The organism is Streptomyces sp. NPDC058525, assembly GCF_042719495.1.
In the GTDB taxonomy this organism is placed as follows: Bacteria; Actinomycetota; Actinomycetes; order Streptomycetales; family Streptomycetaceae; genus Streptomyces.
Map to the genome: position 1 here is coordinate 1 of NZ_JBHXNP010000046.1, position 25,098 is coordinate 25,098.

Below are 25,098 nucleotides of genomic sequence, written 5' to 3' on the forward strand. Positions count from 1 at the left end.
GCCCCCAACTCAGCCTTGCCGGAGGCAGAACCAGCCTCGCCGGCGTTTGAGGCGCCGCCGGAGGCAAAACCAGCCTCGCCGGCGTTTGAGGCGCGGGGGTCCGGGGGCAGCGCCCCCGGCAACGGCGCCGCACCCGACGACCCAAAGCCCCCGGCAGGGACCGGCTCGCGCTCCCGCACCCGCACCACCTCGTACTCCGCCAGATCGACGCCCCGCGTCTCCCGCCGGAACTCACCCGTAGTCCCCGGCCAGACCGTCGTGTTGCGCCCCTGCGCATCGAGGTACCAGCTGGTGCAGCCGCCGGTGTTCCACACCGTCCGCTCCATCCGGGCCTGCACCTGCCGGTTCCACCGGTTCACCGCCGACGGCCGCGCCGCCAGCGCGACCCGCCCGCCCAGCATGCCCAGCTGCCGCAGGTAGTCGGCCATGTAGTTGAGCTGCGACTCGATCATCAGGATCATCGAGCTGTTCCCGAGCCCGGTGTTCGGACCGATGATCGTCATCCAGTTCGGGAAGCCCGCCGCGGTGGCCCCGCGCAGCGACTGCATCCCGTCCTTCCACTCGTCCGCGAGCGTCTTGCCCTCCGCGCCCACCACCCGGTCGGCGATCGGCATGTCCGTGACGTGGAAGCCGGTGCCGAAGACGATCGCGTCGACCTCGGTCTCCGTCCCGTCGGCGGCGACCAGGACCGAGCCGCGGATCTCCTTGAGCCCGGAGGCGACCAGGTCCACATTGGGCCGCGCCAGCGCCGGGTAGTACTCGCTGGAGAGCAGGATCCGCTTGCAGCCGATCCTGTAGTCGGGCGTCAGCTTGGCGCGCAGCGCCGGGTCCTTGATCGAGCGCGCCATGTTGGCCTTGGCCAGCGATTCGATGAGCCCGAGCTGGTTCGGCCGCTTGGTGAAGGCGCTGACCTGCAGTTCCCGGATGCCCCAGAGCAGCCCGCGGCGCGCCGCCCGGGTGAAGGGCAGCTGGCGGTGCAGCCAGCGCTCCGCGGCGGTGATGGCCCGGTCGGTGCGCGGCATCACCCACGGCGGGGTCCGCTGGAAGAGGGTCAGCCGCTCCACGTCGGGCGCGATGGCGGGCACGATCTGGATGGCGGAGGCACCCGTACCGATCATGGCGACGCGCTTGCCGGCCAGGTCGTAGTCGTGGTCCCAGCGCGCGGAGTGGAAGACCTTGCCCGGGAACTCGGCGAGCCCGGGGACCTCCGGCATCTTGGGGTCGGACAGCGGTCCGGTCGCCGAGACGACGACGTCGGCGGTGAGTGTGCCGGCCGAGGTCTCGACCTCCCAGCGCAGTTCGTCGGCGTCCCAGCGCATCATCAGGACCTCGTGGCCGAGCCGGATGTGCCGGCGCAGTCCGAAGGTGTCGGCGACGTGCTCCAGGTACGCGCGGATGGCCGGCTGGCCGGAGAAGGTCCGGGGCCAGTCGGGGTTGGGCGCGAAGGAGAAGGAGTACAGGTGCGAGGGGACGTCGCACGCGCACCCCGGATAGCTGTTGTCTCGCCAGGTGCCGCCGACCGAGTCGGCGCGCTCCAGCACGACGAAGTCCGTGATCCCCTCGCGCCGCAGCCGTACGGCCGCGCCGAGCCCGCCGAATCCGGATCCGATCACCGCCACGCGTACGTGCTCGCGTTTCGTGATGTCGCCGCCGCCCATGCCGCCCATGCCCGCCGCCTTCCACATCCGCAACACTGCCAGCAATCACTGGCACAATCGGGAGAGTAGAGCAGCCCCGTACTCATGGGTAGGGGGCGAGCCCGGAAAGTTACCGCCAGTACGCCATAGGCTTCGGGCGTGGTGGACAGGGAAGCAGGAACGACAGTGCGCGAATACCGTACGGAGGAGCTGGCCGAGGCGGCCGGCATACCGGTCCGCACCCTGCGCTTCTACCGCGAGCGCAAGCTGCTCCCGCCGCCGCGCCGCGAGGGCCGCATCGCCTGGTACGACGACCACCACCTGGCCCGGCTGCGCACCATCGCGGCCCTGCTCGAACGCGGCCACACCCTCGGCGGCATCGCGGAGCTGACCGCCGCCTTCGAGAACGGCCGCGACGTCGGCCAGCTCGGCGAACTGCTCGGCATCGGCTGGTCGGAGGAGACCCCGGTCCGGCTGACGCCCGAGGCGCTGGCCGACTACTTCGAGGGCGAGGTCACCCCGGAGAACCTGGCGGCCTCCCTCGCCCTCGGCTACCTCGCCACCGACGGCGACGAGATCGTGCACGTCAGCCGCCGCCTGCTGGACGTCTCCTCGGCCCTGGTGCGCGAGGGCGTCCCGCTGGCGGCCGTCCTGGAGACGGGCCGCCGCGTCCGCGAGCACGCGGACGCGATGGCCGCCCTGTTCGCCGAGCTGATCTCGGCCCACCTGGCGGACGACGCCCTCCCGCGCCTGCGCCCGCTGGCGAAGAGCGTGGTCGAGGCGGAGCTCACGATGGCGATGGACCGCCTGCTGGCGTCCGGCACCGAATCCGCTTCCGCTTCCGCTTCCGGTCACACACCGAGCTCGTAGACGACCGTCACCGGCGCGTGGTCGGACCACCGCTCCGGGTGCGTCTCGGCCCGCTCCACGAACGCCTTCACGGCCTTCGCCGCCAGGCCCGGGGTCGCGACCTGGAGGTCGATCCGCCAGCCCGCGTCGTTGTCGAAGGCCCGCCCGCGGTAGGACCACCAGGAGTACGGGCCCTCGGTGTCCGGGTGCAGCTCGCGCACGACGTCCACGTACCCGGCCGCGTCGTATACGGTGCCGAGCCACTCGCGCTCCTCGGGCAGGAAGCCGGCGTTCTTCCGGTTCGTCTTCCAGTTCTTGAGGTCGGCCTCGCGGTGGCAGATGTTCCAGTCCCCGCAGACCACGACCTCGCGCCCGTCCGCCGCGGCCCGCGCCTTCAGCGTCTGGAGGTAGGTGTGGAACTCCGCCATGAAGCGGTACTTCTCGTCCTGCTTCTCGGTCCCGGCCTCACCGGACGGCAGGTAGAGGCTGGCGACGGTCACGCCGGGCAGGTCGACCTCCAGGTACCGCCCGCTGGTGTCGAACTCGTCACTGCCGAACCCCACCTGCACCCGCTCGGGCGCCCGCCGCGTGTAGAGCGCGACCCCGGCCCGCCCCTTGGCGGCGGCCGGCGCGAACACGGTGTGCCAGCCCTCGGGGCTGCGCACCTCCTCCGGAATCTGCCCTTCCTCGGCCCGTACCTCCTGGAGGCAGACCACGTCGGCGTCGGATCCCTCGAGCCACGCCCCGAAGCCCTTCTTGGCGGCGGCGCGGATCCCATTCACATTCACGGAGGTCACAGTGAGCATCCCTGCACCCTAGCGGCAGCGTTCCGTACGATGTTCCGATGTCTCATGGGATCCAGCTCCAGCCAGTGCCGTACGACCACCCGGACGCGGTCAAGCTCAATGACCAGGTCCAGCTGGAGTACCAGGCCCGGTACGAGGACGGCGAGGGCGACGCCACCTTCCTCGACCCCGCCATGTTCGTCCCGCCGCGGGGCCTCTACCTGCTCGCGTACGACGCCCAGGGCGTGCCGGTCGCCAGCGGCGGGTGGCGCGGCCAGGAGCAGAACGACGAGGGCTACTCGGACGGCGACGCCGAGCTGAAGCGCATGTACGTGATACCGGAAGCCCGCGGCCTGGGCCTGGCCCGCCGGATCCTGGCCGTCCTGGAGGCCGACGCCCGCGCGGCGGGCCGGACCCGGATGGTCCTGGAGACGGGCGACCAGCAGCCGGAGGCCATCGCGCTGTACCTGTCCTCGGGCTACGCCATGGCCCCGAAGTTCGGCCACTACCGCTTCCACGACTCCAGCCGCTGCATGGCCAAGCCGCTCCTGCCCTGACGCGGCGCCCTACCGCGGGAGCCAGGCGGCCCGGTCCGCGCCCCAGCGGGACGGGCCCGCCGGCCAGTCCCCGAAGGGGCTCGCGGCGTACCGGAGCGGGCCGTACCCCGAGTCCGCCTCCCTGAGCCACGGCTCCGCCGCGTACTCCGCGGCGCCGGGCCCGGCCGCCGCCGGGACCTCCCGGACCAGCCACGAGGCCGTACCCGCCAGGGAGAACCGCAGCGCCCGCCCGCCGCCCCGCGCCAGCGCCCGCAGCACCCCGGCTGCCACCAGGTACCCCGTGCCGTGGTCCAGGGCCTGCGCCGGCAGCACCCCGGGGGCGCCGTCCGGACCGGCGTACCGCGCGGCGATCCCGTAGCCCGCCTGCACCAGCGAGTCGAACCCCCGGCGGCCGGCCCACGGCCCGTCCCAGCCCCACGCGCACAGCTGGGCCACCACCAGCCCCGGCGCCCGCTCCAGCAGCTCCGCGGCCCCGAGCCCGTGCCGCTCCAGCGCGCCCGGCCGGTAGCCGGTCACCACCACGTCCGCCCCGGCCAGCAGCCCCTCGAACACCTCCCGGTCCGCCGCGGCCGCGAGGTCCAGCAGCGCCGACCGCTTGCCGAAGCCGGTGTCCGCGTACGTGTCGGCCGCCTCCGGCAGCCCCGGCGCGTCGATGCGCAGCACGTCCGCGCCCAGCAGCCCGAGCGTGCGCGTCGCGACCGGCCCCGCGATCACCCGGGTCAGGTCCAGCACCCGCACCCCGGCCGCGGGCAGCCCCGCGGGGGCCGGCCCCGGCGTCCTGCGGCCCTGCGCCCCGGACTCCCGTACGGTCTCGGCCAGCGGCCGCGGCTCCCCGTACTCCCGCGCCACGGCGACGGCGAGCCCGCCCTCCCGGTAGACGCGTTCCTGCACCTCGACGGCCGTCCGGCCCGCCACCGCGGCCCGTACCGCCTCCGGTGTCGCGGACGGCAGCCGGAGGGCCCGCACCAGTGCGGCCTCGTGGTGCGGGTAGTTGGCGTGGGTGCGCAGCCAGCCGTCCGCCGCCCGCCAGAAGCCGGACAGCGGGGCGAAGCTCACGGGCTCCCGCCCCCGCACCCTCAGCCTGCGCTCGCTGACGAAGGCCGTGGCCACCGCGCCCTCGTCCACGACGGGCGGATCCGCGTCGGCGGCCCCGCCCCCGGCCCGTACGGCGGCCAGCTCGGCCGCGGCGAGCGCGCACACCCCGACCGTGGCCCGCGCCAGCTCCCGTACCGGCAGCGGCCCGTGCCCCAACCCCGGCGCCCCGCGGTACCGCACCCGCCCGGCGAGCTCCGCCGCCCCACCGAGCGCGGCCCACGCCTGCGCCGTCGCACCATCCGGCCGGCTCGGCTCACTCGGCTCACTCGTGATCGTCATGGGCCCATTCAACCCACCGCGCTCCCCGCTCAACGGCCGAGGGGCCCGCCCGATCGTGAGATCGGACGGGCCCCCCGGGGTGCGCGCGGTCGGCTCAGGCGGTGAACCAGCCGTTGAGGTCGGCGATGACGTCGGCAGACCCGGTGTTGTTGTAGAAGGTCACCCGACCGTCCACGACCGGAACGACCACCAGGTTGGAGACAGTCTGCCCGGCCCTGAAGTTGAGGTTCGAGACGTTCGGGCGCTCAACCCCGTGCGGCTGGACGATGAGGTGACCGTCGTGGGTCGGGTTGGTGACGGTGACGTTGAGGACCACCGCGGTGACCCCCGTCAGTGGCACACCCTCGACCCCGGCGACCTGCAGGCTGACTACGCCGCCCTGGCCGACCGCCCCTGCGCGGGCGCCGAGACCCTCCCGGGTGTCCAGCAGCCGCACGGGCGAACCGGCCGAGAACATGGACCCCGTGGCCGAGTAGTAGCCCGTGACATCGGCGATCAGATCGACCGAACCCGAGTTGTTGCGCAGGTCCACCTTCCCGTTCACGACCGGGACCGTCACCAGGTTCGGGACGACCTGACCGGCCGTGAAGTTGAGGTTCGATACTCCGGGGGCCGCCTGCCCGTTCGGGTAGACGGTCACGTGGCCCGACTCGGTCGGATCGACAGCGGTCACGTTCATGACCACCGCGGTCACCCCGCTGGCGGGAACCCCCTTCACACCGGCCACCTGAAGGGAGACCACACGGCCCGGACCGACCCGGGCCTTGGTTGCACCCGTGCCGTCACGGGTGTCCAGGAACCGCGAGGGCGTGATCGGAGTGAAGGCCGAACCCGTCGCCGCCTTGTCGGTGAAGTACCCGGTCACATCCGCGATCAGGTCGACGGAACCCGCGTTGTTGCGCAGGTCCACCTTCCCGTTCACGACCGGCACGGTCACCAGGTTGGGCACGATCTGCCCGGCCGAGAAGTTGAGGTTCGACACGGCCGGCTTGGGCTGCCCGTTCGGGTAGACCATCACGTGCCCGGCCTCGGTCGGGTTGACGGCGGTCACGTTCATCACCACCGCCGTCACCCCACTGGCCGGGACCCCCTTCACTCCCGCGACCTGCAGGGTCACGACACCGCCCGGACCGACCCGCGCCTTCGTCGCCCCGACACCGTCACGCGTGTCCAGGAACCGCGACGGCGTGATCGGCACGAACCGGCTCTTCGAGAGCGTCGCTGCGGGCGTCACCGTGTACGCCTTGGGCAGGTAGCCAGGGGAGGGCTGTCCGGGGCTGGGTGTGTAACCGTCGCGCGCCACGTCATAGGTGCCCGGCTCCAGCCCGTTCGTGTCGACCAGAACGTCGAGCACGGTGCCGTCGGCGTTCACGGAGAGCACCTTCATGACCGGCTTCGGGTCATCCCAGGTGCCGCTGCGCACCAGGTGGAGCTTGGTGTCCAGGGTGAATCCGGTCCCGTGGACGACGGCGTGGGTCTGTGTCCCGGCGGGGCCCGTGGCAGGGCTTATCGAAGTCGGCACAGCCCCCGGCTTCGGGTGTACGCATTCGGTGTCACAGAGGCCTTGCATGCTGTACTCGACGGGCGTGGCGCTGTGGGCTGCGCTCATCAGGAGTACGGCCTGGGTGGGCTCGGTGTAGCTGAGCGCCTGGCACCGGGCGCCGAACGCGCCCCATACCTGTCCGCACTGGTACTCAAGGTTCTCACTTGTCCACCGCGCAGCGCTGTGCAGGTTCAGAGACGGGTGCTCGCTGGTGGTCGAACTGCTGGTGCCGACAACCTTGAAGGCCTGGCCTGGTTTTACGTCGACCACGGCGCAATAGCCCGCCGACGACTCGGTAAGCACCCCGCTTCGCGACGGGAAGCCGTTGACCGAGATGGGGTTGGCCGTGCACTCCTGTACCCATCCGGCCGCCGTGCCGACCTTCCAGGTGTCCACATTGGCACGGATGGGCTTGTCCTTGTAGCCCGAGGCGGCTACGACCGCGACGTATGAGGTCGAGCCGGTGACCCGGCAGGAGGCGCCCGTCTGGCGGCAGAGGTACTTGCCGTTGGCGTCGAGCACCATCATCAGCGCGGAGGGCTCGTAGCGTGCGTTCCCCAGGGTCCGCGAACTCAGCCAGAACTTGTCCGTGGCCGCGGCGGAGACCCGTACGCAGCGGGCGTCGAGCGCCGAGGTCAGGTCGAAGGACGTGGACTGGCCGCCAACCTTCGTCGAGGCCGGCGTCACGCACTTCGCGGTCGGCGACACATCACGCCGGACCAGCTTGTAGGTGTCCGATCCGTACCCCGTGAAAACCACCATGGCGGTGTACGGGACACCCGCAGCAAGGACGCATGTGGTGGTCGAGCTGGGAGCGGTCGCGCACACGGTGGTGCCCGCGGGGTCGACGAGCAGGACCTCGCCGTTCACCTTGTTCTGGAGGTTGGTGTAGTCGATCATCTCCGCGGTGGAGTGCTTGTCGGCCGGCAGGCTCAGGCAGTGCTGCCGCACCTCCCCGCTGACCGGAGCCTCCGCACCCCAGGAGCCGTCGAACCCGCTCTGCGGCCAGGCCGCGCAGCCCTCGGCGTTGCCGGTCCGGTGGATCACCAGCCGGAAGGCCTTGGACGGCTCGCCGTTCAGGACCGCCCGGAATGGAGCGGTGCCCGTGAGCTTGCAGACGTAGAACGTGTAGCCGTCCGCCTTGCACTGCTCGGCCCCTGCCGCGTCGTACACCGTCACAGCGGCCCTGATGCCCTCGGCAGGCGGCCGGTTGAGCAAGTAGAGGCCCTGCCCGCTGGCGGTCGGCAGGGTCAGGCAGAGCTTCTGCCCGAGCCCGCCGAAGGTGGCGGCGGCCGGGCCGGCCACCAGGCCGTTGTCGTGGGTCGCGGTGCAGCCGCGCGTCTCCCTGGCGGAGTGGAAGGCGATGCCGAACGCACCAGCGTCGCCGTTGCTCGCTTCGACGACCCAGGTGTAGTCGCCAGGAGTCAGGTCGCAGGCACCCTGCCGGCACGCGTTGATCGCGGTGCCGTCGGCGGCGAACAGCCCTCCGTACGGAGCGCTGCCCGAGGCCACCGGGGCGAAGGTGTAGTGACCGGCCTGCGGCACCCTCAGGGTGCGGCAGCGCGCGGTGGAGCTCAGGTCCGGCGATGCGCCGAACGCCTGCGGCTCCAACACGGGGCAGCCCTCCGGCTTGGAGAGCCGGGCCAGGCTGAGGTCGTAGGCCTCGGCGGTTCCGGAGCCCTGCAGCACCGACACCCGGTAGGGCGCGGTGCCCGCGAGCTTGCAGTCGAACTCCGTGTCCGCGTTGGTCCCCAGGCTGCAGACCACCTTGCCGGTGGCGTCGTACACGTCCGCGTCGACCCGGTACGTGGACGCGTAGCGGCGCAGCACCTCGCCCGCCGCCAGGTCCAGCGTGTAGCAGTCGCCCGCGGAGCCGGCGGCCAGCGAACCGCGGAACACGGTCGGGGCGCCGAGCTTGCGGTCGGCGGCGCCGACCGCCTTGCAGGCGGTGGAGGTGAGCACCGGGACGTACGCCGCCGAGACGGTGTTCTGCGAGCCGCTCTGGTCCGCGATCTCCAGCCGGTACGTGCCCGCCGTGCCCGTCGGGCAGCGCATGGTGCCGCCCGCGGAGCCGGACCCGAGGACGTTCTCGCAGGTGACGGCCACGCCGTCGGGGGCGATCAGCCGGTGGTTGGCCCAGCGCGTGTGGAGGACCTGGTACAGCACCACGTCCTTCTGCTGCGGCAGCGTGAGCGTGAAGGAGGCCGTCTGGTACGGCTCGACGACGCAGTCGACGGTGGTGTGCGGTGCGAGGGCCGGCGGGCAGGCCTGCGCCGCGCCGCTCTTCGCGAGCGCCGTGACGGCGGCTTCGCGGTCGGCCTTCGGGTCGGCCTTCGGCAGGGCCTTGGGCCCGGCCTTGGCGGACTCGGCGGGCGCGGTGGGCTCGGCCTGCGGTGCGGCGGCGGCCCCGGGCGGCGCGGCGGCCGCGAACGCGGATCCGGTCGGGCCGGTGGTGGCGGTCAGTACGGCGAGCAGCAGGGCGCCGGCGGCAAAAACCCCGCGGCCTCTCCCCCGTCTCCTGTCCGCTCTTCTGCCAATGGGCAGCGAGCTCATGAACCCCCCGTTCGAGCAGCCCGACCCCGGTGACCTTCACGGGAGTTGCGGGCAGGCGGAGTTTAACCGTCTGGGATTGGAGGTTCGCATGGGGTTTACGCGCGGGTAGGGGCGCACCGGGAAAGCAGAAGATCCCGCCCGATCTTGCGATCGGGCGGGATCTTCATCGTCTGTGGACCTGTGGGGATTTGAACCCCAGACCCCCTCGATGCGAACGAGGTGCGCTACCAGACTGCGCCACAGGCCCTTGCGACGTGTGAAACATTAGCATCCCGGCGGGGGTGCTCCAAAACGCGTATCCCGGAGGGTCCGCGCAGGTCACCCGTTACTCGTTCGCGGCGCGCGGGCGGTCTTCGCCCTCGTACTGGTCGAACAGCGGGGTGCGGCCCCGGTCGCGGCCGCGCGGGCGCGGGGTGCTCGGGGGCTTGGTCTCCGTCTTGGGCGCCGGGACGGCGGGCTGGGCGCGCAGGCGGGGTTCCGTCGGCTCGGCCGTGCTGGAGCGGGTCGAGCTCCAGGCGTCCGGGGCGGCCGGGCCGGTGGCGCGCGGGGCGACCGGGGCCGTCACGTACGTGGGCAGCGGGACCGGGACGGGCTCCCAGCTGTCACCTCGGGCGGGGCCGCGTTCGCGCTCGCGCTGCTGGTCCACCCACTCGGCGTGGTCGGTCTGCTCGACCAGGGCGCGCCGTCCGGCTTCCTGCGGGGAGACGGGTGGCGCGGGGTCCGGGTCGGCGCCCGCTCCGGCGGCGTCCTCGGGGTGGCAGCGGCGCTGGCGGTTCTCCCGCAGCTGCCGGGCGGCGGCCTCGGCGCGCCGCCGGTCCATGGTGAACTCGTAGCGCCGGCGCTCCTGGACCCGCAGGTGCACGATGTACGCGCTCAGCAGCAGGGCGGGCACGGCCGGGGCCCACAGGAAGCGCAGTCCGCCGACCGCGGCGACGACCGCGCCGAGGGTGAAGACGAGGAAGAGCAGTGCGGTGGTGCGCCGGCGGCGCGCGAGGACCTGGAGGCGCTGTTCGCGCCGGGCCCGCTCCGCGCGCTGCTCCCGTTCGGCGGCGGCCGGTCTCGGCTCCGCCCTGGTCGGGGGCACGCCGACGGCCCGGACGTCGGCGTCCACGGAATTCACCGTTTCCGTCGCGGCGTCCGGGTCCGCGTGGGGCTGGGGCTCCGCCTGCTCGTCACCGCGCTCACGCAGTCCCTTGGCGTAACGGCGCTCCATTCCCGCCCGGCCGGAAAGCAGCCGAATGGCAGTGGAGAAGCGTTCCGTCGGACGGGCTTCGTTCAGCTCGTCCTGCCTCCGGAGCCACATGGGCACCAAGTAGGCGGCCCAGGCCCCGACAATGACTGCGTAGATGAGGCCGCTGCTGCTCACACCTCACACCGTAGAGGGGTACGGGCGAGGGGATCGGCCAATTGGGCCGGTGTGTCGCGCGATCTCGCTGATATCACGGACTTTTTTTGTGACTCTTCGGATCAGGTTATGGGCGAATCGGTTCCGCGAAGGTCTTAATTCGAACGGATATTCGTTTCTTCATTTCGGCGGGGACTGCGCGTGGCGTGCCCGGTGCCAGCGCCGCAGCAGCCCCTCCGGCACCTCCTCGGCCGTGACCGCGTAGACGAGGTGGTCGCGCCAGGCCCCGTCGATGTGCAGGTAGCGCGGCCGCAGCCCCTCCTCGCGCAGGCCCAGCTTCTCCACCACCCGGCGGCTCGGCCCGTTCTCGGGGCGGATGCACACCTCGATCCGGTGCAGGCCGACCTTCCGGAAGCAGTGGTCCACCGCGAGCGCGACCGCCGTCGGCATCACCCCGCGGCCCGCGACCTCGCGGTCCACCCAGTAGCCGACGTGGCCCGCGCACATCGAGCCCCAGGTGATCCCGGCGACCGTCAGCTGGCCGACGAGACGGCCCTGGTACTCGATGACGAACGGCAGCATGCGGCCCGCGTTCGCCTCCGCCCGCAGGTGGCGGACCATCTGGCGGTACGTCGGCCGCTGGATCACCGGCCCCCACGGCGCGGGCGGCGGAATCGTCGCCTCCCACGGCCGGAGCCACTCGCGGTTGCGCCGGTTGACCTCGCGCCACGCCTTCTGGTCCCGCAGCTTTATCGGCCGGAGCGTGACATCGCCGTCCGTCAGGACGACCGGCCAGGAGGGGCCGTTCAGCTCGTGCTCCCGGAATGCTCCGCGGGTCTGGGGTGGTCACCGCCGCGGATCTGGTCCACGGCGTGCGGCAGGATCCGGGCCAGGACGGCCAGGCCGTCGCGCACCCCGCCCGTCGAACCCGGCAGGTTGACGATCAGGGTGTGCCCGGCCACGCCCGCCAGGCCCCGGGACAGCGCCGCGGTCGGCACCTTCGCCAGCCCTTCGGCCCGGATGGCCTGCGGGATGCCCGGAATCTCGTAGTCCAGGACCCGCGCGGTGGCGTCCGGGGTGCGGTCGGTCGGCGAGATGCCGGTGCCGCCGGTGGTCAGGATGACGTCGTACGCCGCGGCCACGCCCTCGCGCAGCGCCTGCTCGACGGGATCGCCGTCGGGGACGACCCGGGGCCCGTCCACCGCGAAGCCGAGCTGCTCCAGCGCCTCGGCGAGCAGCGGGCCGCCCTTGTCGGCGTACACGCCCTGCGAGGCCCGGTTCGAGGCCGTGACCACCAGCGCCCGGCCCGAGGAAGCGGCACCGGGGGCCGCGGGCGCGGGCGACGCAGCCGTGCTGCCGTGGCCAAGGCCGGGGCTGTGGCTGTGGCTGTGGCTGTGCACCTCGCCGCCGCGCGGGGCGTTCACGAGCGCGCCCAGTCGCCGGACTTGCCGCCGGTCTTCTCCTCCACCCGCACGTCCGTGATGACCGCGCCCTTGTCCACGGCCTTCACCATGTCGATCACGGTGAGCCCGGCGACGGCGACCGCCGTCAGGGCCTCCATCTCGACGCCCGTGCGGTCGGTCGTCTTCACGGTGGCGAGGATCTCCACGGCGTCGTCGGCCACCGACAGGTCGACCTTCACGCCCGAGACGGCCAGCGGGTGGCAGAGCGGGATCAGGTCGGGGGTCTTCTTCGCGCCCATGATCCCGGCGATCCGCGCGGTGGCGAGGGCGTCGCCCTTGGGGACGCCCTCGCCGCGCAGCAGCTCGATCACCCGGGGTGAGACGAGTACCCGCCCGCTGGCGCGGGCCGTCCGGGTGGTGACGTCCTTCTCGGAGACGTCGACCATCCGGGCCGCGCCGGCCTCGTCGAGGTGGGTGAGCCTGCTCTCGGTACTCATCGCTGCGCCGCTCCGCTCTGGGCCCCTGAGGGGCCTGTGTGGTGCGACACACGCTACCCGCACCGGCGGGGCTTCAGCCGAGCAGGACCACTTCCAGCTCGCTCCCCGGCTCCACCGAGGTGACGTCCTCCGGTACGACCATCAGCGAGTCGGCGTGGGCCAGCGCGGCGATCAGGTGCGAGCCCGATCCGCCGACCGGGCTGACCGTCCCGCTCTGCGCGTCGTACTTGCCGCGCAGGAACTGCCGGCGGCCGGCCGGGGAGCCGAGCGCCTTGTCCGCCTTGAGCACCGCCCGCACGGTCGGCCGGCCCACCTCGGACTCGGGCAGGCCCATGAGCGCGCGGATCGCGGGGCGCACGAACAGCTCGAAGGAGACGTACGAGGACACCGGGTTGCCGGGCAGCGCCAGCAGCGGGGTGTGGTCCGGGCCGATGGTGCCGAAGCCCTGCGGCTTGCCGGGCTGCATGGCGAGCTTGCGGAAGTCGATCTTGCCGCCGTCGACGTCGTCCTCGCCGCCGGCCACCGAGGTCAGCGCCTCCTTGACCACGTCGTACGCGCCGACGCTGACCCCGCCCGTGGTGACCAGCAGGTCGGCCCGGATCAGCTGGTCCTCGATGGTGGCGCGCAGCGTGTCGGCGTCGTCCTCGACGGCGCCGACCCGGTAGGCGATGGCTCCGGCGTCCCGCGCGGCCGCGGCCAGCGCGAAGCTGTTGGAGTCGTAGATCGTCCCGGAGGCCAGCGTCTCGCCCGGCTGGACCAGCTCGCTGCCGGTGGACAGCACGACCACGCGCGGGCGCGGCCGCACCCGTACGGTGCCCCGCCCGATGGCGGCCAGCAGGGCGATCTGCGGCGGCCCGAGGACGGTCCCGGCCGCCAGGGCCAGGTCGCCGGCCTGTACGTCGCTGCCGCGCGAGCGGACGTGCGCCCGGGCCTCGGCCGGGCGGTGCACCCGTACCTCGCCGCCCGAGCCCTCGGGGGCGGCGCTGGCCGGGGTCATCCCGGAGGCCGCGCCCCCGCCCGTGCCGCCGTCGGTCCACTCGACCGGTACGACGGCTTCCGCGCCGGGCGGCAGCGGGGCGCCGGTCATGATGCGGGCGGCCTCGCCGGGGCCCACGGTGGGCAGCTCGCCGCTGCCCGCCGCGACGTCCCCGATGACCGTCAGCACCGCGGGAAACTCCTCGCTCGCGCCCTGGACGTCGGCCGTGCGGACGGCGTAGCCGTCCATGGAGCTGTTGTCGAAGGGCGGGAGGGCGACGGGCACGGTGACGTCTTCGACCAGGACACAGCCCTGTGCGTCCAGCAGCTGGAGCTCGATGGGCTCCAGCGGCCGGACGGTGGCGAGGACGTCCGCGAGGTGCTCGTCCACGGACCACAGGCGGTGGCCGCCAGCCGGTCGAGGATGCTGCGGTGCGGAACTGCTCAAGGTGCTACATCTCCTCCGTGACGTAACGGTGAAGCCAGGTGCGGAACTCCGGGCCCAGGTCCTCGCGCTCGCACGCGAGGCGGACGATGGCCCGCAGGTAGTCGCCGCGGTCGCCGGTGTCGTAGCGGCGGCCCCGGAAGACCACGCCGTGCACCGGACCGCCGATGGTCTCGTCGGCGGCCAGCTTCTGCAGGGCGTCGGTGAGCTGGATCTCCCCACCGCGGCCCGGCTCGGTCTCCCGCAGTATGTCGAAGATCGCGGGGTTGAGGACGTACCGTCCGATCACCGCGTAGTTGCTGGGGGCGTCCGCGGGGTCCGGCTTCTCGACGAGACCGGTGATGCGGACCACGTCGTCCTCGTCGGTGGCCTCGACGGCGGCGCAGCCGTAGAGGTGCACGCTGGCCGGGTCCACCTCCATGAGCGCGATGACGGTGCCGCCGGTGCGGCCGTGGATCTCGGCCATCTGACGCAGCAGGGGGTCGCGCGGGTCGATGAGGTCGTCACCGAGCAGGACGGCGAAGGGCTCGCGGCCGACGTGCGGCTCGGCGCACAGCACGGCGTGGCCCAGGCCCCGGGGGTCGCCCTGGCGGACGTAGTGCATGGTGGCCAGGTCGCTGGATTCCTGGACCTTCTTCAGCCGGTCGTCGTCGCCCTTGGCGATGAGGGCCGACTCCAGCTCGTAGTTGCGGTCGAAGTGGTCTTCGAGAGCGCGCTTGTTACGCCCAGTGATCATGAGTATGTCGTCGAGCCCGGCCGCCACGGCTTCCTCGACCACGTACTGGATGGCCGGCTTGTCCACAACGGGGAGCATTTCCTTCGGGGTCGCCTTGGTCGCCGGAAGGAAGCGAGTGCCGAGGCCCGCAGCCGGAATCACGGCCTTCTTGATCACGGGGTGCAACATAGTCATGCCCCGAACGATAGTGGGTCCTGCCGAACGCCAGGCCAGATCGCAGTAGGTAGGTCCACTTATGTGCCGATTTCCCGAGGATATTTGAATCCGCTGTGACAGAGAATCCGCATCCCGTTTCCATCAAGGCTCGACTGCGCCGGGAACTCCTCGCCGCCCGCCGCGCCTTGTCCCCCGAAACCTGCCGCGCGGCGGCCGACGCACTCGCCGTCACGGCCCTCGCCCTACCCGAACTGGCCGGTGCCCAAACGGTCGCGGCGTACGTCTCCATCGGCACGGAGCCCGGCACCCGGGCCCTCCTCGACGCCCTGCGCACGGCCGGCAAGCGGGTGCTGCTGCCCCTGCTGCTGCCCGACAACGACCTCGACTGGGCGGCGTACGAGGGTCCGGGCGGCCTCGCCGAGGCCGCGCACCCGGGGAAGATGCGGCTGCTGGAGCCGACCGGGCCGGCGCTCGGGCCGGACGCGGTGACCGCGGCCGACGCCGTGCTGCTGCCCGGGCTCGCGGTGGACGGCCGCGGGATGCGGCTGGGCCGCGGCGGGGGCTCGTACGACCGGGTCCTGGAGCGGCTGGAGCGCGCCGGGGCGCATCCCGCACTGGTGGTGCTCCTCTACGACGACGAGGTGGTCGCGCGGGTCCCGGAGGAACCGCACGACCACCCCGTCCAGGCGGTGGCCACCCCGTCCGGGGTGCTCCGCTTCTAAGGCGTGAGGGTCAGGGTGTCGACCGTCGCCTTGTCCACGGCGTCCTTGCCGAAGGGCCAGTCCAGCAGTTCGCCCTTGGCCCACATCGTCGTCTGGTCCGTGTAGTGCCCGTTGTACGCGTGCCCCGAGGCGCCCGTCAGGTTGATCCAGCGGGACTTGTCGAGGTCGTTGAGGTTGACGACCATCCGCATCGATGGGACCCAGGTGACCCCGTAGCCGCTGGAGGCGTTCCAGCCGGTGGCGTTGACGGTGGCCTCGCCGCCGCCCAGGTTCCACGGGCCGCGGTTGAGGAGCCACTGCATGAAGCCGGGGCCCTCGGTGCCGATCGTCTGGTTCTTCAGCGTCAGCTGGTGCAGCCGGCCCCAGCTCCAGGTCGACTGGTCCTTGCCGAGCTTGGCGGTGAGCTCCCAGCGGGCGTCGGCCATGGCCCGCGCGAACAGCTCGTCGCGGGTGGTGGCGGCGGGCTTGTTGCGCGCCGCGGGCGACTGCCACCAGGGCGACTTCTCGTCCTTGACCAGGCGGCGGACCACCTCGAACCAGCGGTCGCCGCCGTCCGGCTGCGCCGAGTCGGGGCCGCGGGTGCCGCATTCGCGGACCGTCTCGGCGAGTTCGTCGGCCGGACCGCTGCTGTCGGCGCGGACGTTCATGCAGCTGCCCTCGATGCGCAGCTCCTTGGGCATCTTGTCGCCGAAGGACAGCTTGAGGATGTTGCGCCAGACCGCGTTGAAGTAGGCGGCCGCGGCCGAGTCGTTCTCCTGGGTGTAGTTCCAGCCCTCCAGGAGCTTCTGCGCGGAGCGCACGTCCGGGTCGGAGACCTGGATCTTGGCCAGCATCGGGGTCAGCAGCGCGGCGATCTCGCTGCTGTTGTCCATCTGCATGGCGCGCATGTCGTCGGTGGAGATCTTGCCGCTGTCCTTGATCTTCGCCTCGATGAGGTCGTTGATCCGCTGGCTGCGGGCGCCGTAGCCCCAGTCGGTGGTCAGCAGGTACGGGTACTTGCCGGCGCCGGTGCCGCTCTCGACGACCGCCTGGTTGGCGGTGACGATGTAGCCGCGCGAGGGGTTGGACTCGAAGGGCAGCTCGCCCTGCGGGATGTACTCGACGCTGCCGTCCTTGGCGGTCTTCCAGGCGTACTTGGAGTCCCAGCCCGGCGCGGGCATCCGGCCGTCGCCGGCGCCGCGGACCGGGATCCGGCCCGGCGCCTGGTAGCCGATGTTGCCGGACTGGCCCTTGCCGTCGGCGTAGATCAGGTTCTGGGAGGGCACCTCGAAGTCGGCGGCGGCCTTGCGGAACTCGTCGAAGTTCTTGGCCTTGTTCAGCTTGAAGACCGCGTCCATCGACTTGCCCGGCTCCAGGGCGGTCCAGCGCAGGGCGACGGCGTAGCCGTTGCCGCGGTCGGGCGCGGAGCTGGCGACCGGGGCGCGGGAGCCGACCGTGCCGAGCTCGTCGCTGCGGTCGGAGACGAGCGGGCCGTTGTTGGTGATGCGGACGGTCATCTTCTTGCTGGCGCCGCCCGCGACCTTGATCACCTCGTCACGGGTGGTGAAGGGGATCACCTTGTTGTCGTAGACGTAGCCCTCGGGCTTGACCTGCTCCAGGTAGAGGTCGGTGACGTCCGCACCGAGGTTGGTCATGCCCCAGGCGATGTCGTTGTTGTGCCCGATGACCACGCCGGGCATCCCGGAGAAGGTGTAGCCGGACACGTCGTACTGGCACTGGGCCGAGGCCGTGCGGCAGTGCAGGCCCATCTGGTACCAGACCGAGGGCAGCTGCGGGGACAGGTGCGGGTCGTTCGCGAGCAGCGGCTTGCCGGTGGTCGTGTACTTGCCCGCGATCACCCAGGAGTTCGACCCGATGCCGCTGCCGTTGGGGCCGAGGATCGCGGGGATCTCGTCCAGGGTCTTGGCCAGGGAGGTCAGCTGGGTGCGCAGGCCGACGGTGGCGCCCTGGGCGGTGGCGTTGCCGGCGAGCCCGCTGCCGGTGCCGGTGCCGGCGGAGGCCTGGGAGCCCGTCGCGCCGGTGCCGCCGTTGGCGCCGGTGCCGCTGGGGCCGCTGGAGCCGCTGGAGCCGCTGGAGCCCTGGGGCACGTACTGGCCGCCCGTGATCTTGCCGCCGTCGACGATCGGCTTGTTCCGGTCGAAGGGGTAGGGCGGGTAGAGCTCGTCGATCTGCGCCTGCGTGAGCTTGCTCGACATCAGCGCGCGGTCGATCTCGTCCTGCATGTTGCCGCGCAGGTCCCAGGCCATCGCCTTGAGCCAGGCCACCGAGTCCACCGGGGACCACTGCTCGGGCTGGTAGCCGTCGCTGAGCTTGAGGGCGGCGTGCTCGACGGAGAGGTCCTTGCCGGACTTCCCCTTCAGGTACGCGTTGACCCCGTCGGCGTAGGACTGGAGGTTCTTCTTGGTCTCGTCCGAAAGCTTCTTGTCGTACTCGGTCTGCGCGACCTGGCGCCAGCCCAGCGTGCGCAGGAAGGCGTCGGTCTCGACCTGGCCGGGGCCGAACATCTCCGAGAGCCGCCCGGAGGTCATGTGCCGCCGTACGTCCATCTCCCAGAACCGGTCCTGCGCGTGGACGAAGCCCTGCGCGCGGAAGAGGTCGTCGTCGTTGTCGGCGTAGAGCTGGGGGATGCCGTGGGCGTCGCGCTTGACGTCGACGGTCCCGGTGAGGCCCGGCACCTTGAGGGAGCCGGTCGTCTGGGGGAACGAGGCGCGCACGCTGTCCACGCCCCAGTACGCCCCGTAGCCGAGGCCCGCGAAGAGAGCCAGGACCAGCACGAGCACGATCAGACGGGCGCGTCGTCCCTTCTTCTTGACGGGAGGAGCGGTTTCGTTGGCGGGCATCGCTGTCCTTAGAGGGGCAGGGTGGTCCTGGGAGTGCTGGGAGCAACCATAGGCGCAGGACCGTACTCGTTGATCCGTCAGGGGTGGAGCTGGCAAGGACAGGGACGAACAGGCGTTTCACAATGTGGCTATCGCGTAAAGGGAACGTCAAAGATTAGGTAAGGTAACGAACTACTTGCCGAACCTGCCGCCGGAGGAAAGATCCACCGGATCCTCCGCGCGCTTTGAGGAAGGGTCGCCCGCTGACTGTCCACACGCTCAATGAGCTACTGCTGGTCTGCTCGCTCGTGCTGCTCGTCGCCGTCGCGGCGGTGCGCATCTCTTCACGCAGCGGCCTCCCCAGCCTGCTCATCTACCTCGGCATAGGCATCGCGATAGGCCAGGACGGCATCGGCAACGTCGTATTCGACAACGCCGAGCTGACCCAGGTCATCGGGTATGCCGCGCTCGTCGTGATCCTCGCCGAGGGTGGTCTGGGCACCAAGTGGAAAGAGATCAAACCGGCCCTGCCGGCCGCGATCGTGCTGTCACTGGTGGGCGTCGCGGTCAGCGTCGGCATCACGGCCGTGGGGGCGCACTACCTGGTCGGCCTGGAATGGCGCCAGGCCCTCCTGATCGGCGCGGTCGTCTCCTCGACCGACGCGGCGGCCGTCTTCTCCGTCCTGCGCAAGGTCCCGCTCCCCTCCCGGATCACGGGCGTGCTCGAGGCGGAGTCCGGCTTCAACGACGCCCCCGTGGTCATCCTGGTCGTGGCCTTCGCCACCGTCGGCCCGATCGACGACTGGTACGTCCTGATCGGCAAGATCGCCCTGGAGCTGGCCATCGGCGCCGCGATCGGCCTGACCGTGGGGTTCCTGGGCTCGTACGGGCTGCGGCACGTGGCGCTGCCCGCCTCCGGCCTCTACCCGATCGCCGTCATGGCCATCGCCGTGACGGCGTACGCGGCCGGCGCGATGGCGCACGGCTCCGGCTTCCTCGCCGTCTACCTGGCCGCGATGGTGCTCGGCAACGCCAAGCTCCCGCACTGGCCGGCCACCCGGGGGTTCGCGGACGGACTCGGCTGGATCGCCCAGATCGGCATGTTCGTCCTGCTCGGCCTGCTGGTCACCCCGCACGAGCTGGTGAACGACTTCTGGCCCGCCGTGATCATCGGCCTCGTCCTGACGATGGTCGCGCGGCCGCTGGAGGTCTTCGTCAGCCTGCTGCCCTTCCGGATCCCGTGGCGGGAGCAGGCCCTGATGTCCTGGGCCGGGCTGCGCGGAGCCGTGCCCATCATCCTGGCGACCATCCCGATGGTGTCCGGGATCGAGGGCAGCGAGCGCGTCTTCAACATCGTCTTCGTGCTGGTCGTCGTCTACACCCTGGTGCAGGGGCCGACGCTGCCCTGGCTGGCGCGCAAGCTGGAGCTCGGGGCCACCGACGAGAACGCCTCCGACCTCGGCATCGAGTCGGCGCCGCTGGAGAAGCTGCGCGGGCACCTGCTGTCCTTCGCGATCCCGCCGGCCTCGCGGATGCACGGCGTCGAGGTGAGCGAGCTGCGGCTGCCGGCGGGGGCCTCGGTCACCCTGGTGGTCCGCGAGGGCAAGAGCTTCGTACCGCTGCCGTCGACCGTGCTGCGGCGCGGGGACGAGCTGCTGGTGGTGGCCACGGATCCGGTACGGGACGCGGCCGAGGCGCGGCTGCGCGCGGTGGCGCGCGGCGGCAAGCTGGCCGGGTGGCTGGGGACGGGCGGAAACGGGTCCGCGGGCTCGCGCCGGTGACGCGTCCCGATGGAGCCAGACTTTAGAGCGGCGTTCTAATTCGGCCGATTTCCGTGATATATGACCCACTTTGCCCTTGTTTTGGCGGGCTTAAAAAGGCGAAGCTCCCGTTAATCGCAGGTGAAGACACGCCTTGTCGCCGCAATCACAGGGCGTGGTAGTGGGTTCCCCTGTACGATGAAGGCACAACAGATCGAACCAACTCTGCCTGACGCAGAGCTGGCGCGACCGCAAAGCGGCCGTGGCTCCCTCCCGCAGTGGGCGCCCAGGTATCACTCGGTTCTGCGCAAGAGGACAGCTCTCGGGGCTCCCACATGTACGGGTGCGGTCGCTCACAAGGCGACGCACCGTCCGCAGACGGGGACGCTCTACCAGGCAGCGGAAAGGCAAGGCCGTGACATCCGCGGTCACGACCGGAACATCCGCCACGTCCAACACGTCCGCCCGCCCCGGCTACGGGCAGCTCCTGCGCACTCCCGGTGCCCTGGGCTTCGTACTTCCCGGCTTCGCCGCCCGGCTCCCCTTCGGGATGCTCACCGTCAGCATCCTCCTGCTCGTCCAGCACACCACCGGCTCCTACGGCAGCGCCGGCATCGTGACCGCCGTGACCGGCGTGTCCATGGCCGTGTTCGCCCCGCTGATGGGCAAGTTCACCGACCGGTTCGGCCAGAGCGCCGTCCTGGTCCCGGCCGCCCTGACGCACACCGCCTCCGTGGGCGCGCTGGCCGCCCTCGCGCTCCTCGGCGCCCCGCTGTGGGCGCTGGTGCTGGCCGCCGTCCCGACCGGCGCCTCCGTCCCGCAGGCCGGCCCGATGGTCCGCGCCCGCTGGGCCGCCAAGCTCGAGGGCTCCCCGCTGCTGCCGACCGCGGCCGCGTTCGAGTCCGTCACCGACGAGTTCACCTTCGTCGTCGGCCCGGTCCTCGCGACCTTCCTGTGCACCCAGGTCCACCCCTCGGCGGGCCTGATCACCGAGGCCACCCTGACGCTCGTCGGCGGTCTCGTCTTCGCCGCGCAGCGCGCCACCCAGCCCAAGCCGGTCGGCCGCCCGGCCAACGGCGAGCGGCACGCCTCCGCCCTGTCCTTCCCGGGCCTGCGCGTCCTGATCGTCGCCTTCCTCGGGATCGGCGCCGTCTTCGGCGGCATGCAGGTCTCGCTCGCCGCCTTCTCCAACGAGATCGGCAACCCGGGCGCCAACGGCCTGCTCTACGGCGTCTTCGCCGCGGGCAACATGGTCGCCGGCATCGCCATGGGCGCCATCGCCTGGAAGATCGGCCCGCGCCGCCGCCTGATCCTGGGCTACATCGGCCTCACCGCCGCCGCCTCGGTCCTGTGGGCCGCGAACTCGGCGGTCCTGCTGGGCGCGCTCGGCCTGGTCGTCGGTCTGTGCATCGCCCCGGCGCTGATCACCGGCTACACGATGATCGAGCAGCTGATCCCGGCCGCCTCGCGCACCGAGGCCTTCACCTGGCTGACCGGCGCGGTCGCCTTCGGGCAGGCCGTCGCCGTGACCCTGGCCGGCCGCCTGACGGACGCCCACGGTTCCTCGTACGGCTTCCTGGTGCCGATGGCCGCCACCGCGCTGGCCCTGGTCACCCTGCTGGCCCTGCGCGCGAAGCTGGCGCCGAAGGCTCCGAGCCGGATCGTGAACTCCTCGGCGCCGGCCGCGGCCCCCGCCGCCGCTCCGGCCGCCGCGTCCGCCGCACCGGCCACCCCGCCGGCGGCGCCGCAGGCCACCTCGCAGGCCGCCCCCGCGGCCTCCCGTAACCGGGTGAACGAGCGTGGGATGGGTCACCGCGTGCCGGTGACGGTGGACTGATCCGCCGGAATACGTCACCATGGAGCGTCGTTAGCACTCATTGAGTCAGAGTGCCAGGAGGAAATTCGTGCCGACCTACCAGTACCAGTGCACCGAGTGCGGTGAGGGCCTTGAGGCCGTGCAGAAGTTCACCGATGACGCGCTGACCGTGTGCCCGAACTGTGACGGACGCCTGAAGAAGGTGTTCTCCGCGGTCGGCATCGTCTTCAAGGGTTCCGGTTTCTACCGGAACGACAGCCGTGGCGCTTCGTCGAGCAGCACCCCTGCCTCGAAGCCGGCCTCGACCTCGTCGACGTCCACGGCCGCCGCTCCCGCCGCTTCGTCCTCCTCGACGTCGTCGAGCACGGGCAGCAGCTCCACCTCGGCTGCCTGACCGCGCGTCCGCGCGCCACGCGTCCATACGTCGCAAGGCCCCGCCGCCCACCGGGCAGCGGGGCCTTCCGCATGCCCGGTTAGGGTGGCCGCATGGTGAACGCAGAGATCGGTGTCATCGGCGGTTCGGGCTTCTACTCCTTCCTGGAGGACGTCTCCGAGATCCAGGTGGAGACCCCGTACGGTCCCCCGAGCGACTCCCTGTACGTGGGTGAGCTGGGCGGCCGGCAGGTGGCCTTCCTCCCCCGGCACGGTCGCAGCCACACCGTCCCGCCACACAAGATCAACTACCGGGCGAACCTGTGGGCGCTGCGGTCGGTCGGCGTCCGCCAGGTACTGGGCCCGTGCGCGGTCGGCGGCCTGCGCGCCGAGTACGGTCCGGGCACGCTGCTCGTCCCCGACCAGCTGGTCGACCGTACGAAGTCCCGGGCGCAGACCTACTTCGACGGGGAGCCGCTGCCCGACGGCAGCGTGCCGAACGTCGTGCACACCACCTTCGCGGACCCGTACTGCCCGGTGGGGCGCTCGGTCGCCCTGGCTGCGGCCCGGGGGCGGGAGTGGGAGCCGGTGGACGGCGGCACCATGGTCGTCATCGAGGGGCCGCGGTTCTCGACGCGCGCCGAGTCGCGCTGGCACGCGGCGGCGGGCTGGTCGGTGGTCGGCATGACGGGCCACCCGGAGGCCGTCCTCGCCCGGGAGCTGGGGCTCTGCTACACGTCGATGGCCCTGGTGACGGACCTCGACGCGGGCGCCGAGACCGGCGAGGGCGTGTCCCACACGGAGGTGCTGCGGGTGTTCGGCGAGAACGTCGGCCGGCTGCGCGAGGTGCTCTTCGACGCGGTGGCCGCCCTCCCGGCGACGGAGTCGCGGGCCTGCCTGTGCACGCACGCCCACGACGGCTGGGACCTGGGCATCGAGCTGCCGTAGCCGAAGTAGCCGCCATACGCGCGGTGGCCGCCATAGCCGCCGTACGCGCGGTGGCCGCCATAGCCGCCGTACAAGCGGGGGCTGACACCTGCGGGTGACGGGGTTGTCCACAAGCTGGGGATCGTCCACAGGCCGGAGCGGGATCGGGCGGGAGGCCGGATCGTGGGCTGTGTCCGGGCGACGGGTCCGGGCACAGCGACTCACTCCGACTGGTGGTGGCCCTCATGTCCCGTACGCCCGCGCGCTCTTCGGCCCTCTCGTGCGCACCCGCTTCCCCTGCTGCCGCGGCTTCCGTACGCGGTTCCGTACCGGCTTCCGGCCGCGGTTCCGCGTCCGCTTCCGGCCTCGTTCACCCGCCTCTTCCCCTTCCCGCTCCCGCTCCCCCTCCCGCTGTCCCGTGCTCGTCCCCGTGTCCCCCGGCGCGGGCCGTGCCCCCGTTCCCGCCGCTGCGGGTCGGGCGGGGCGGCGACCGGCTGCGGCGGGCCCTGCGGCGCCGGCGGCGGGCCGTCGCGGCCGGGCTGGCCGTCGTGGCGGCGGCGCTGGCCGTGGGCGGGACGGAGGCCCAGGCCTCGCGGTCGGCCGCGCCACCGGAGGTCCGGGCCTCCCCGGGCGCCGCTCCGCCCGCACCCGTGCGGATGGTGTCGGCCCCGGTGCGTATCGCCGACGCGGGGACGGTGCGGCTGCTGCGGCCCGGCGACCGGGTGGACGTGGTCGCGGCGGAGCGCGCCGGGCCTGCGCGAGTGGTGGCCGCGGGCGCCCGGGTCGCCGAAGTACCGGGCCCCGATCCGGGTGTCGGGGACGGCGGGGCGCTCGTGGTGCTGTCCGTGCCCCGGGATACCGCGCGGGACCTCGTGGGCGCGGGCGCGACGGCCCGACTGGCGGTGACGCTGTGTTGATTCGCACAAGCGGTCGGTCAAGTCACCTAGAGGTGTGGGTCGATTGGACACATCGCGCCCGGACTGCCGTAGTTTTCGGAACCGTTGACTCCGTGTTCGGCAGATATGAAGAAGGGCTCAGTGGTGAGCGAGAAGAAGAAGGAGAGCATCCTGGCGGGCTTCAAGGCCTTCCTGATGCGCGGCAACGTGGTCGACCTCGCGGTCGCCGTGGTCATCGGTGCCGCGTTCACGAACATCGTGAACTCCATCGTCAAGGGGATCATCAGCCCGCTGGTGGGAGCCATCGGGACCAAGAACCTCGACGTCTACAAGTCGTGCCTGAAGGCCCCCTGCGGCGTCGACGCGAGCGGCCAGCCCACGGGCGTCGAGATCCTCTGGGGCTCGGTGCTCAACGCCGCGCTGACCTTCCTGATCACCGCGGCCGTCGTGTACTTCCTGATGGTGCTGCCGATGGCGAAGTACCTCGCCAAGGTGGAGGCGCGCCGCAAGGCCAAGGAGGGGGTCAAGGAGACCATGGAGATCACGGAGCTGGAGGTCCTCAAGGAGATCCGGGACGCTCTGGTCGCGCAGCGCGGGGCCAACGGCGGTGGCGGCGGCACCGGGGCACCGGGGTCGCGCGACGGGTTCTAGCCGGGCGGTCCGCACGGGCCGCCCCGGCGGCTCAGACGTGGTGCGGGGGCTTCTCGTCGAGGAATCGGGCCAGGTCGGCCGCGCTTCCGCCAGCGGGCGGCCGCTCGCCCCAGCCCCGGTCGGTGTCGTCCGAGGACTGCTGGTCCAGCGGGTCGTCGAAGACGAGCCGGGGCTTGGGCTTCGGCTCAGGCTTCGGCGGCACGGCGGACCCGTGCTGCGGGCCGGGGGCGGCTGGGGTGCTCATGCCTCCAGGGTACGGCCGCCCCCGGGGGCGGCCCCG

The 25,098-nt window shown here is 72.0% G+C and carries 21 protein-coding genes and 1 tRNA gene; 9 read left to right on the forward strand and 13 right to left on the reverse strand.

Going from position 1 to position 25,098, the window contains the following annotated elements:
* Positions 1-1,643, reverse strand: a 1,643-nt coding sequence (locus ACFWP3_RS21650; protein WP_384223593.1) for a flavin-containing monooxygenase, incomplete at its 3' end; no start/stop codon positions are given.
* 180 nt (positions 1,644-1,823) lie between these two features.
* Between ACFWP3_RS21650 and ACFWP3_RS21655 the strand changes: the two genes are divergently transcribed.
* A complete protein-coding gene (locus ACFWP3_RS21655) occupies positions 1,824-2,507 on the forward strand; it encodes a MerR family transcriptional regulator (protein WP_384223466.1) in 684 nt (227 codons plus the stop codon).
* Here the strand turns inward: ACFWP3_RS21655 and ACFWP3_RS21660 are convergent.
* The gene (locus ACFWP3_RS21660; protein ID WP_384223469.1) at positions 2,489-3,292 is read right to left on the reverse strand and encodes an exodeoxyribonuclease III; all 804 of its coding nucleotides are present in this window, start codon (positions 3,290-3,292) and stop codon (positions 2,489-2,491) included. The two genes, ACFWP3_RS21655 and ACFWP3_RS21660, sit on opposite strands and share 19 nt — an antisense overlap.
* Positions 3,293-3,330: 38 nt before the next feature.
* On the opposite strand from ACFWP3_RS21660, the gene ACFWP3_RS21665 reads away from it, so the two are divergent.
* Positions 3,331-3,828 (forward strand): GNAT family N-acetyltransferase, encoded by a 498-nt coding sequence (locus tag ACFWP3_RS21665; RefSeq protein WP_384223471.1) that lies wholly within the window; start codon positions 3,331-3,333, stop codon positions 3,826-3,828.
* 9 nt (positions 3,829-3,837) lie between these two features.
* On the opposite strand, the gene ACFWP3_RS21670 is transcribed toward ACFWP3_RS21665, so the two are convergent.
* From ACFWP3_RS21670 to galU, 9 genes are all read right to left on the reverse strand, one after another.
* A complete protein-coding gene (locus ACFWP3_RS21670; protein ID WP_384223474.1) occupies positions 3,838-5,202 on the reverse strand; it encodes a CoA transferase in 1,365 nt (454 codons plus the stop codon).
* 94 nt (positions 5,203-5,296) lie between these two features.
* Entirely contained in the window at positions 5,297-9,298 is a 4,002-nt protein-coding gene (locus ACFWP3_RS21675) for a hypothetical protein (RefSeq protein WP_384223476.1), read from the reverse strand.
* Positions 9,299-9,471: 173 nt separating this feature from the next.
* Positions 9,472-9,545, reverse strand: a tRNA-Ala gene (locus ACFWP3_RS21680).
* Between the two features lie 78 nt (positions 9,546-9,623).
* Positions 9,624-10,664 (reverse strand): gephyrin-like molybdotransferase receptor GlpR, encoded by a 1,041-nt coding sequence (gene glpR, locus ACFWP3_RS21685; protein ID WP_384223478.1) that lies wholly within the window; start codon positions 10,662-10,664, stop codon positions 9,624-9,626.
* 159 nt (positions 10,665-10,823) lie between these two features.
* Positions 10,824-11,453 carry a GNAT family N-acetyltransferase gene (locus tag ACFWP3_RS21690; protein ID WP_384223595.1) on the reverse strand — a complete coding sequence of 210 codons (630 nt, stop codon included), beginning with the start codon at positions 11,451-11,453 and terminating at the stop codon, positions 10,824-10,826.
* Positions 11,450-11,941 carry a molybdenum cofactor biosynthesis protein B gene (locus tag ACFWP3_RS21695; protein WP_384223597.1) on the reverse strand — a complete coding sequence of 164 codons (492 nt, stop codon included), beginning with the start codon at positions 11,939-11,941 and terminating at the stop codon, positions 11,450-11,452. The genes ACFWP3_RS21690 and ACFWP3_RS21695 overlap by 4 nt, the downstream gene beginning before the upstream one ends.
* 122 nt (positions 11,942-12,063) lie before the next feature.
* Positions 12,064-12,543: a cyclic pyranopterin monophosphate synthase MoaC gene (gene moaC / locus ACFWP3_RS21700; RefSeq protein WP_384223481.1), complete on the reverse strand. Its 480-nt coding sequence runs from the start codon at positions 12,541-12,543 to the stop codon at positions 12,064-12,066.
* 73 nt (positions 12,544-12,616) lie between these two features.
* Positions 12,617-13,966 carry a gephyrin-like molybdotransferase Glp gene (gene glp / locus ACFWP3_RS21705; protein WP_384223483.1) on the reverse strand — a complete coding sequence of 450 codons (1,350 nt, stop codon included), beginning with the start codon at positions 13,964-13,966 and terminating at the stop codon, positions 12,617-12,619.
* 4 nt (positions 13,967-13,970) lie between these two features.
* A complete protein-coding gene (galU, locus tag ACFWP3_RS21710; protein WP_384223486.1) occupies positions 13,971-14,873 on the reverse strand; it encodes a UTP--glucose-1-phosphate uridylyltransferase GalU in 903 nt (300 codons plus the stop codon).
* 95 nt (positions 14,874-14,968) lie between these two features.
* Between galU and ACFWP3_RS21715 the strand changes: the two genes are divergently transcribed.
* The gene (locus tag ACFWP3_RS21715) at positions 14,969-15,577 is read left to right on the forward strand and encodes a 5-formyltetrahydrofolate cyclo-ligase (RefSeq protein ID WP_384223488.1); all 609 of its coding nucleotides are present in this window, start codon (positions 14,969-14,971) and stop codon (positions 15,575-15,577) included.
* Here the strand turns inward: ACFWP3_RS21715 and ACFWP3_RS21720 are convergent.
* Entirely contained in the window at positions 15,574-18,417 is a 2,844-nt protein-coding gene (locus tag ACFWP3_RS21720) for a penicillin acylase family protein (RefSeq protein ID WP_384223489.1), read from the reverse strand. The two genes, ACFWP3_RS21715 and ACFWP3_RS21720, sit on opposite strands and share 4 nt — an antisense overlap.
* A 224-nt stretch (positions 18,418-18,641) precedes the next feature.
* On the opposite strand from ACFWP3_RS21720, the gene ACFWP3_RS21725 reads away from it, so the two are divergent.
* The 6 genes from ACFWP3_RS21725 to mscL all read left to right on the forward strand — a co-directional run bounded on the left by ACFWP3_RS21725 (position 18,642) and on the right by mscL (position 24,818).
* Positions 18,642-20,177, forward strand: a complete 1,536-nt coding sequence (locus tag ACFWP3_RS21725; RefSeq protein WP_384223492.1) for a potassium/proton antiporter — start codon at positions 18,642-18,644, stop codon at positions 20,175-20,177.
* 394 nt (positions 20,178-20,571) lie between these two features.
* On the forward strand, positions 20,572-21,993 hold the full coding sequence (locus ACFWP3_RS21730; RefSeq protein WP_384223494.1) for an MFS transporter: 1,422 nt from the start codon (positions 20,572-20,574) through the stop codon (positions 21,991-21,993).
* 67 nt (positions 21,994-22,060) lie between these two features.
* On the forward strand, positions 22,061-22,366 hold the full coding sequence (locus tag ACFWP3_RS21735; RefSeq protein ID WP_384223497.1) for an FmdB family zinc ribbon protein: 306 nt from the start codon (positions 22,061-22,063) through the stop codon (positions 22,364-22,366).
* Positions 22,367-22,458: 92 nt separating this feature from the next.
* On the forward strand, positions 22,459-23,292 hold the full coding sequence (locus tag ACFWP3_RS21740; RefSeq protein WP_384223499.1) for an S-methyl-5'-thioadenosine phosphorylase: 834 nt from the start codon (positions 22,459-22,461) through the stop codon (positions 23,290-23,292).
* Positions 23,293-23,720: 428 nt separating this feature from the next.
* A complete protein-coding gene (locus ACFWP3_RS21745) occupies positions 23,721-24,188 on the forward strand; it encodes a hypothetical protein (protein ID WP_384223502.1) in 468 nt (155 codons plus the stop codon).
* A gap of 123 nt (positions 24,189-24,311) precedes the next feature.
* Complete coding sequence (gene mscL / locus ACFWP3_RS21750) at positions 24,312-24,818, forward strand: large conductance mechanosensitive channel protein MscL (RefSeq protein WP_384223504.1); 507 nt, start codon at positions 24,312-24,314, stop codon at positions 24,816-24,818.
* A 31-nt stretch (positions 24,819-24,849) separates the two neighbouring features.
* Here the strand turns inward: mscL and ACFWP3_RS21755 are convergent, their stop codons facing one another.
* Positions 24,850-25,062, reverse strand: a complete 213-nt coding sequence (locus ACFWP3_RS21755; RefSeq protein ID WP_384223507.1) for a hypothetical protein — start codon at positions 25,060-25,062, stop codon at positions 24,850-24,852.
* Between the last annotated feature and the right edge of the window lie 36 nt (positions 25,063-25,098).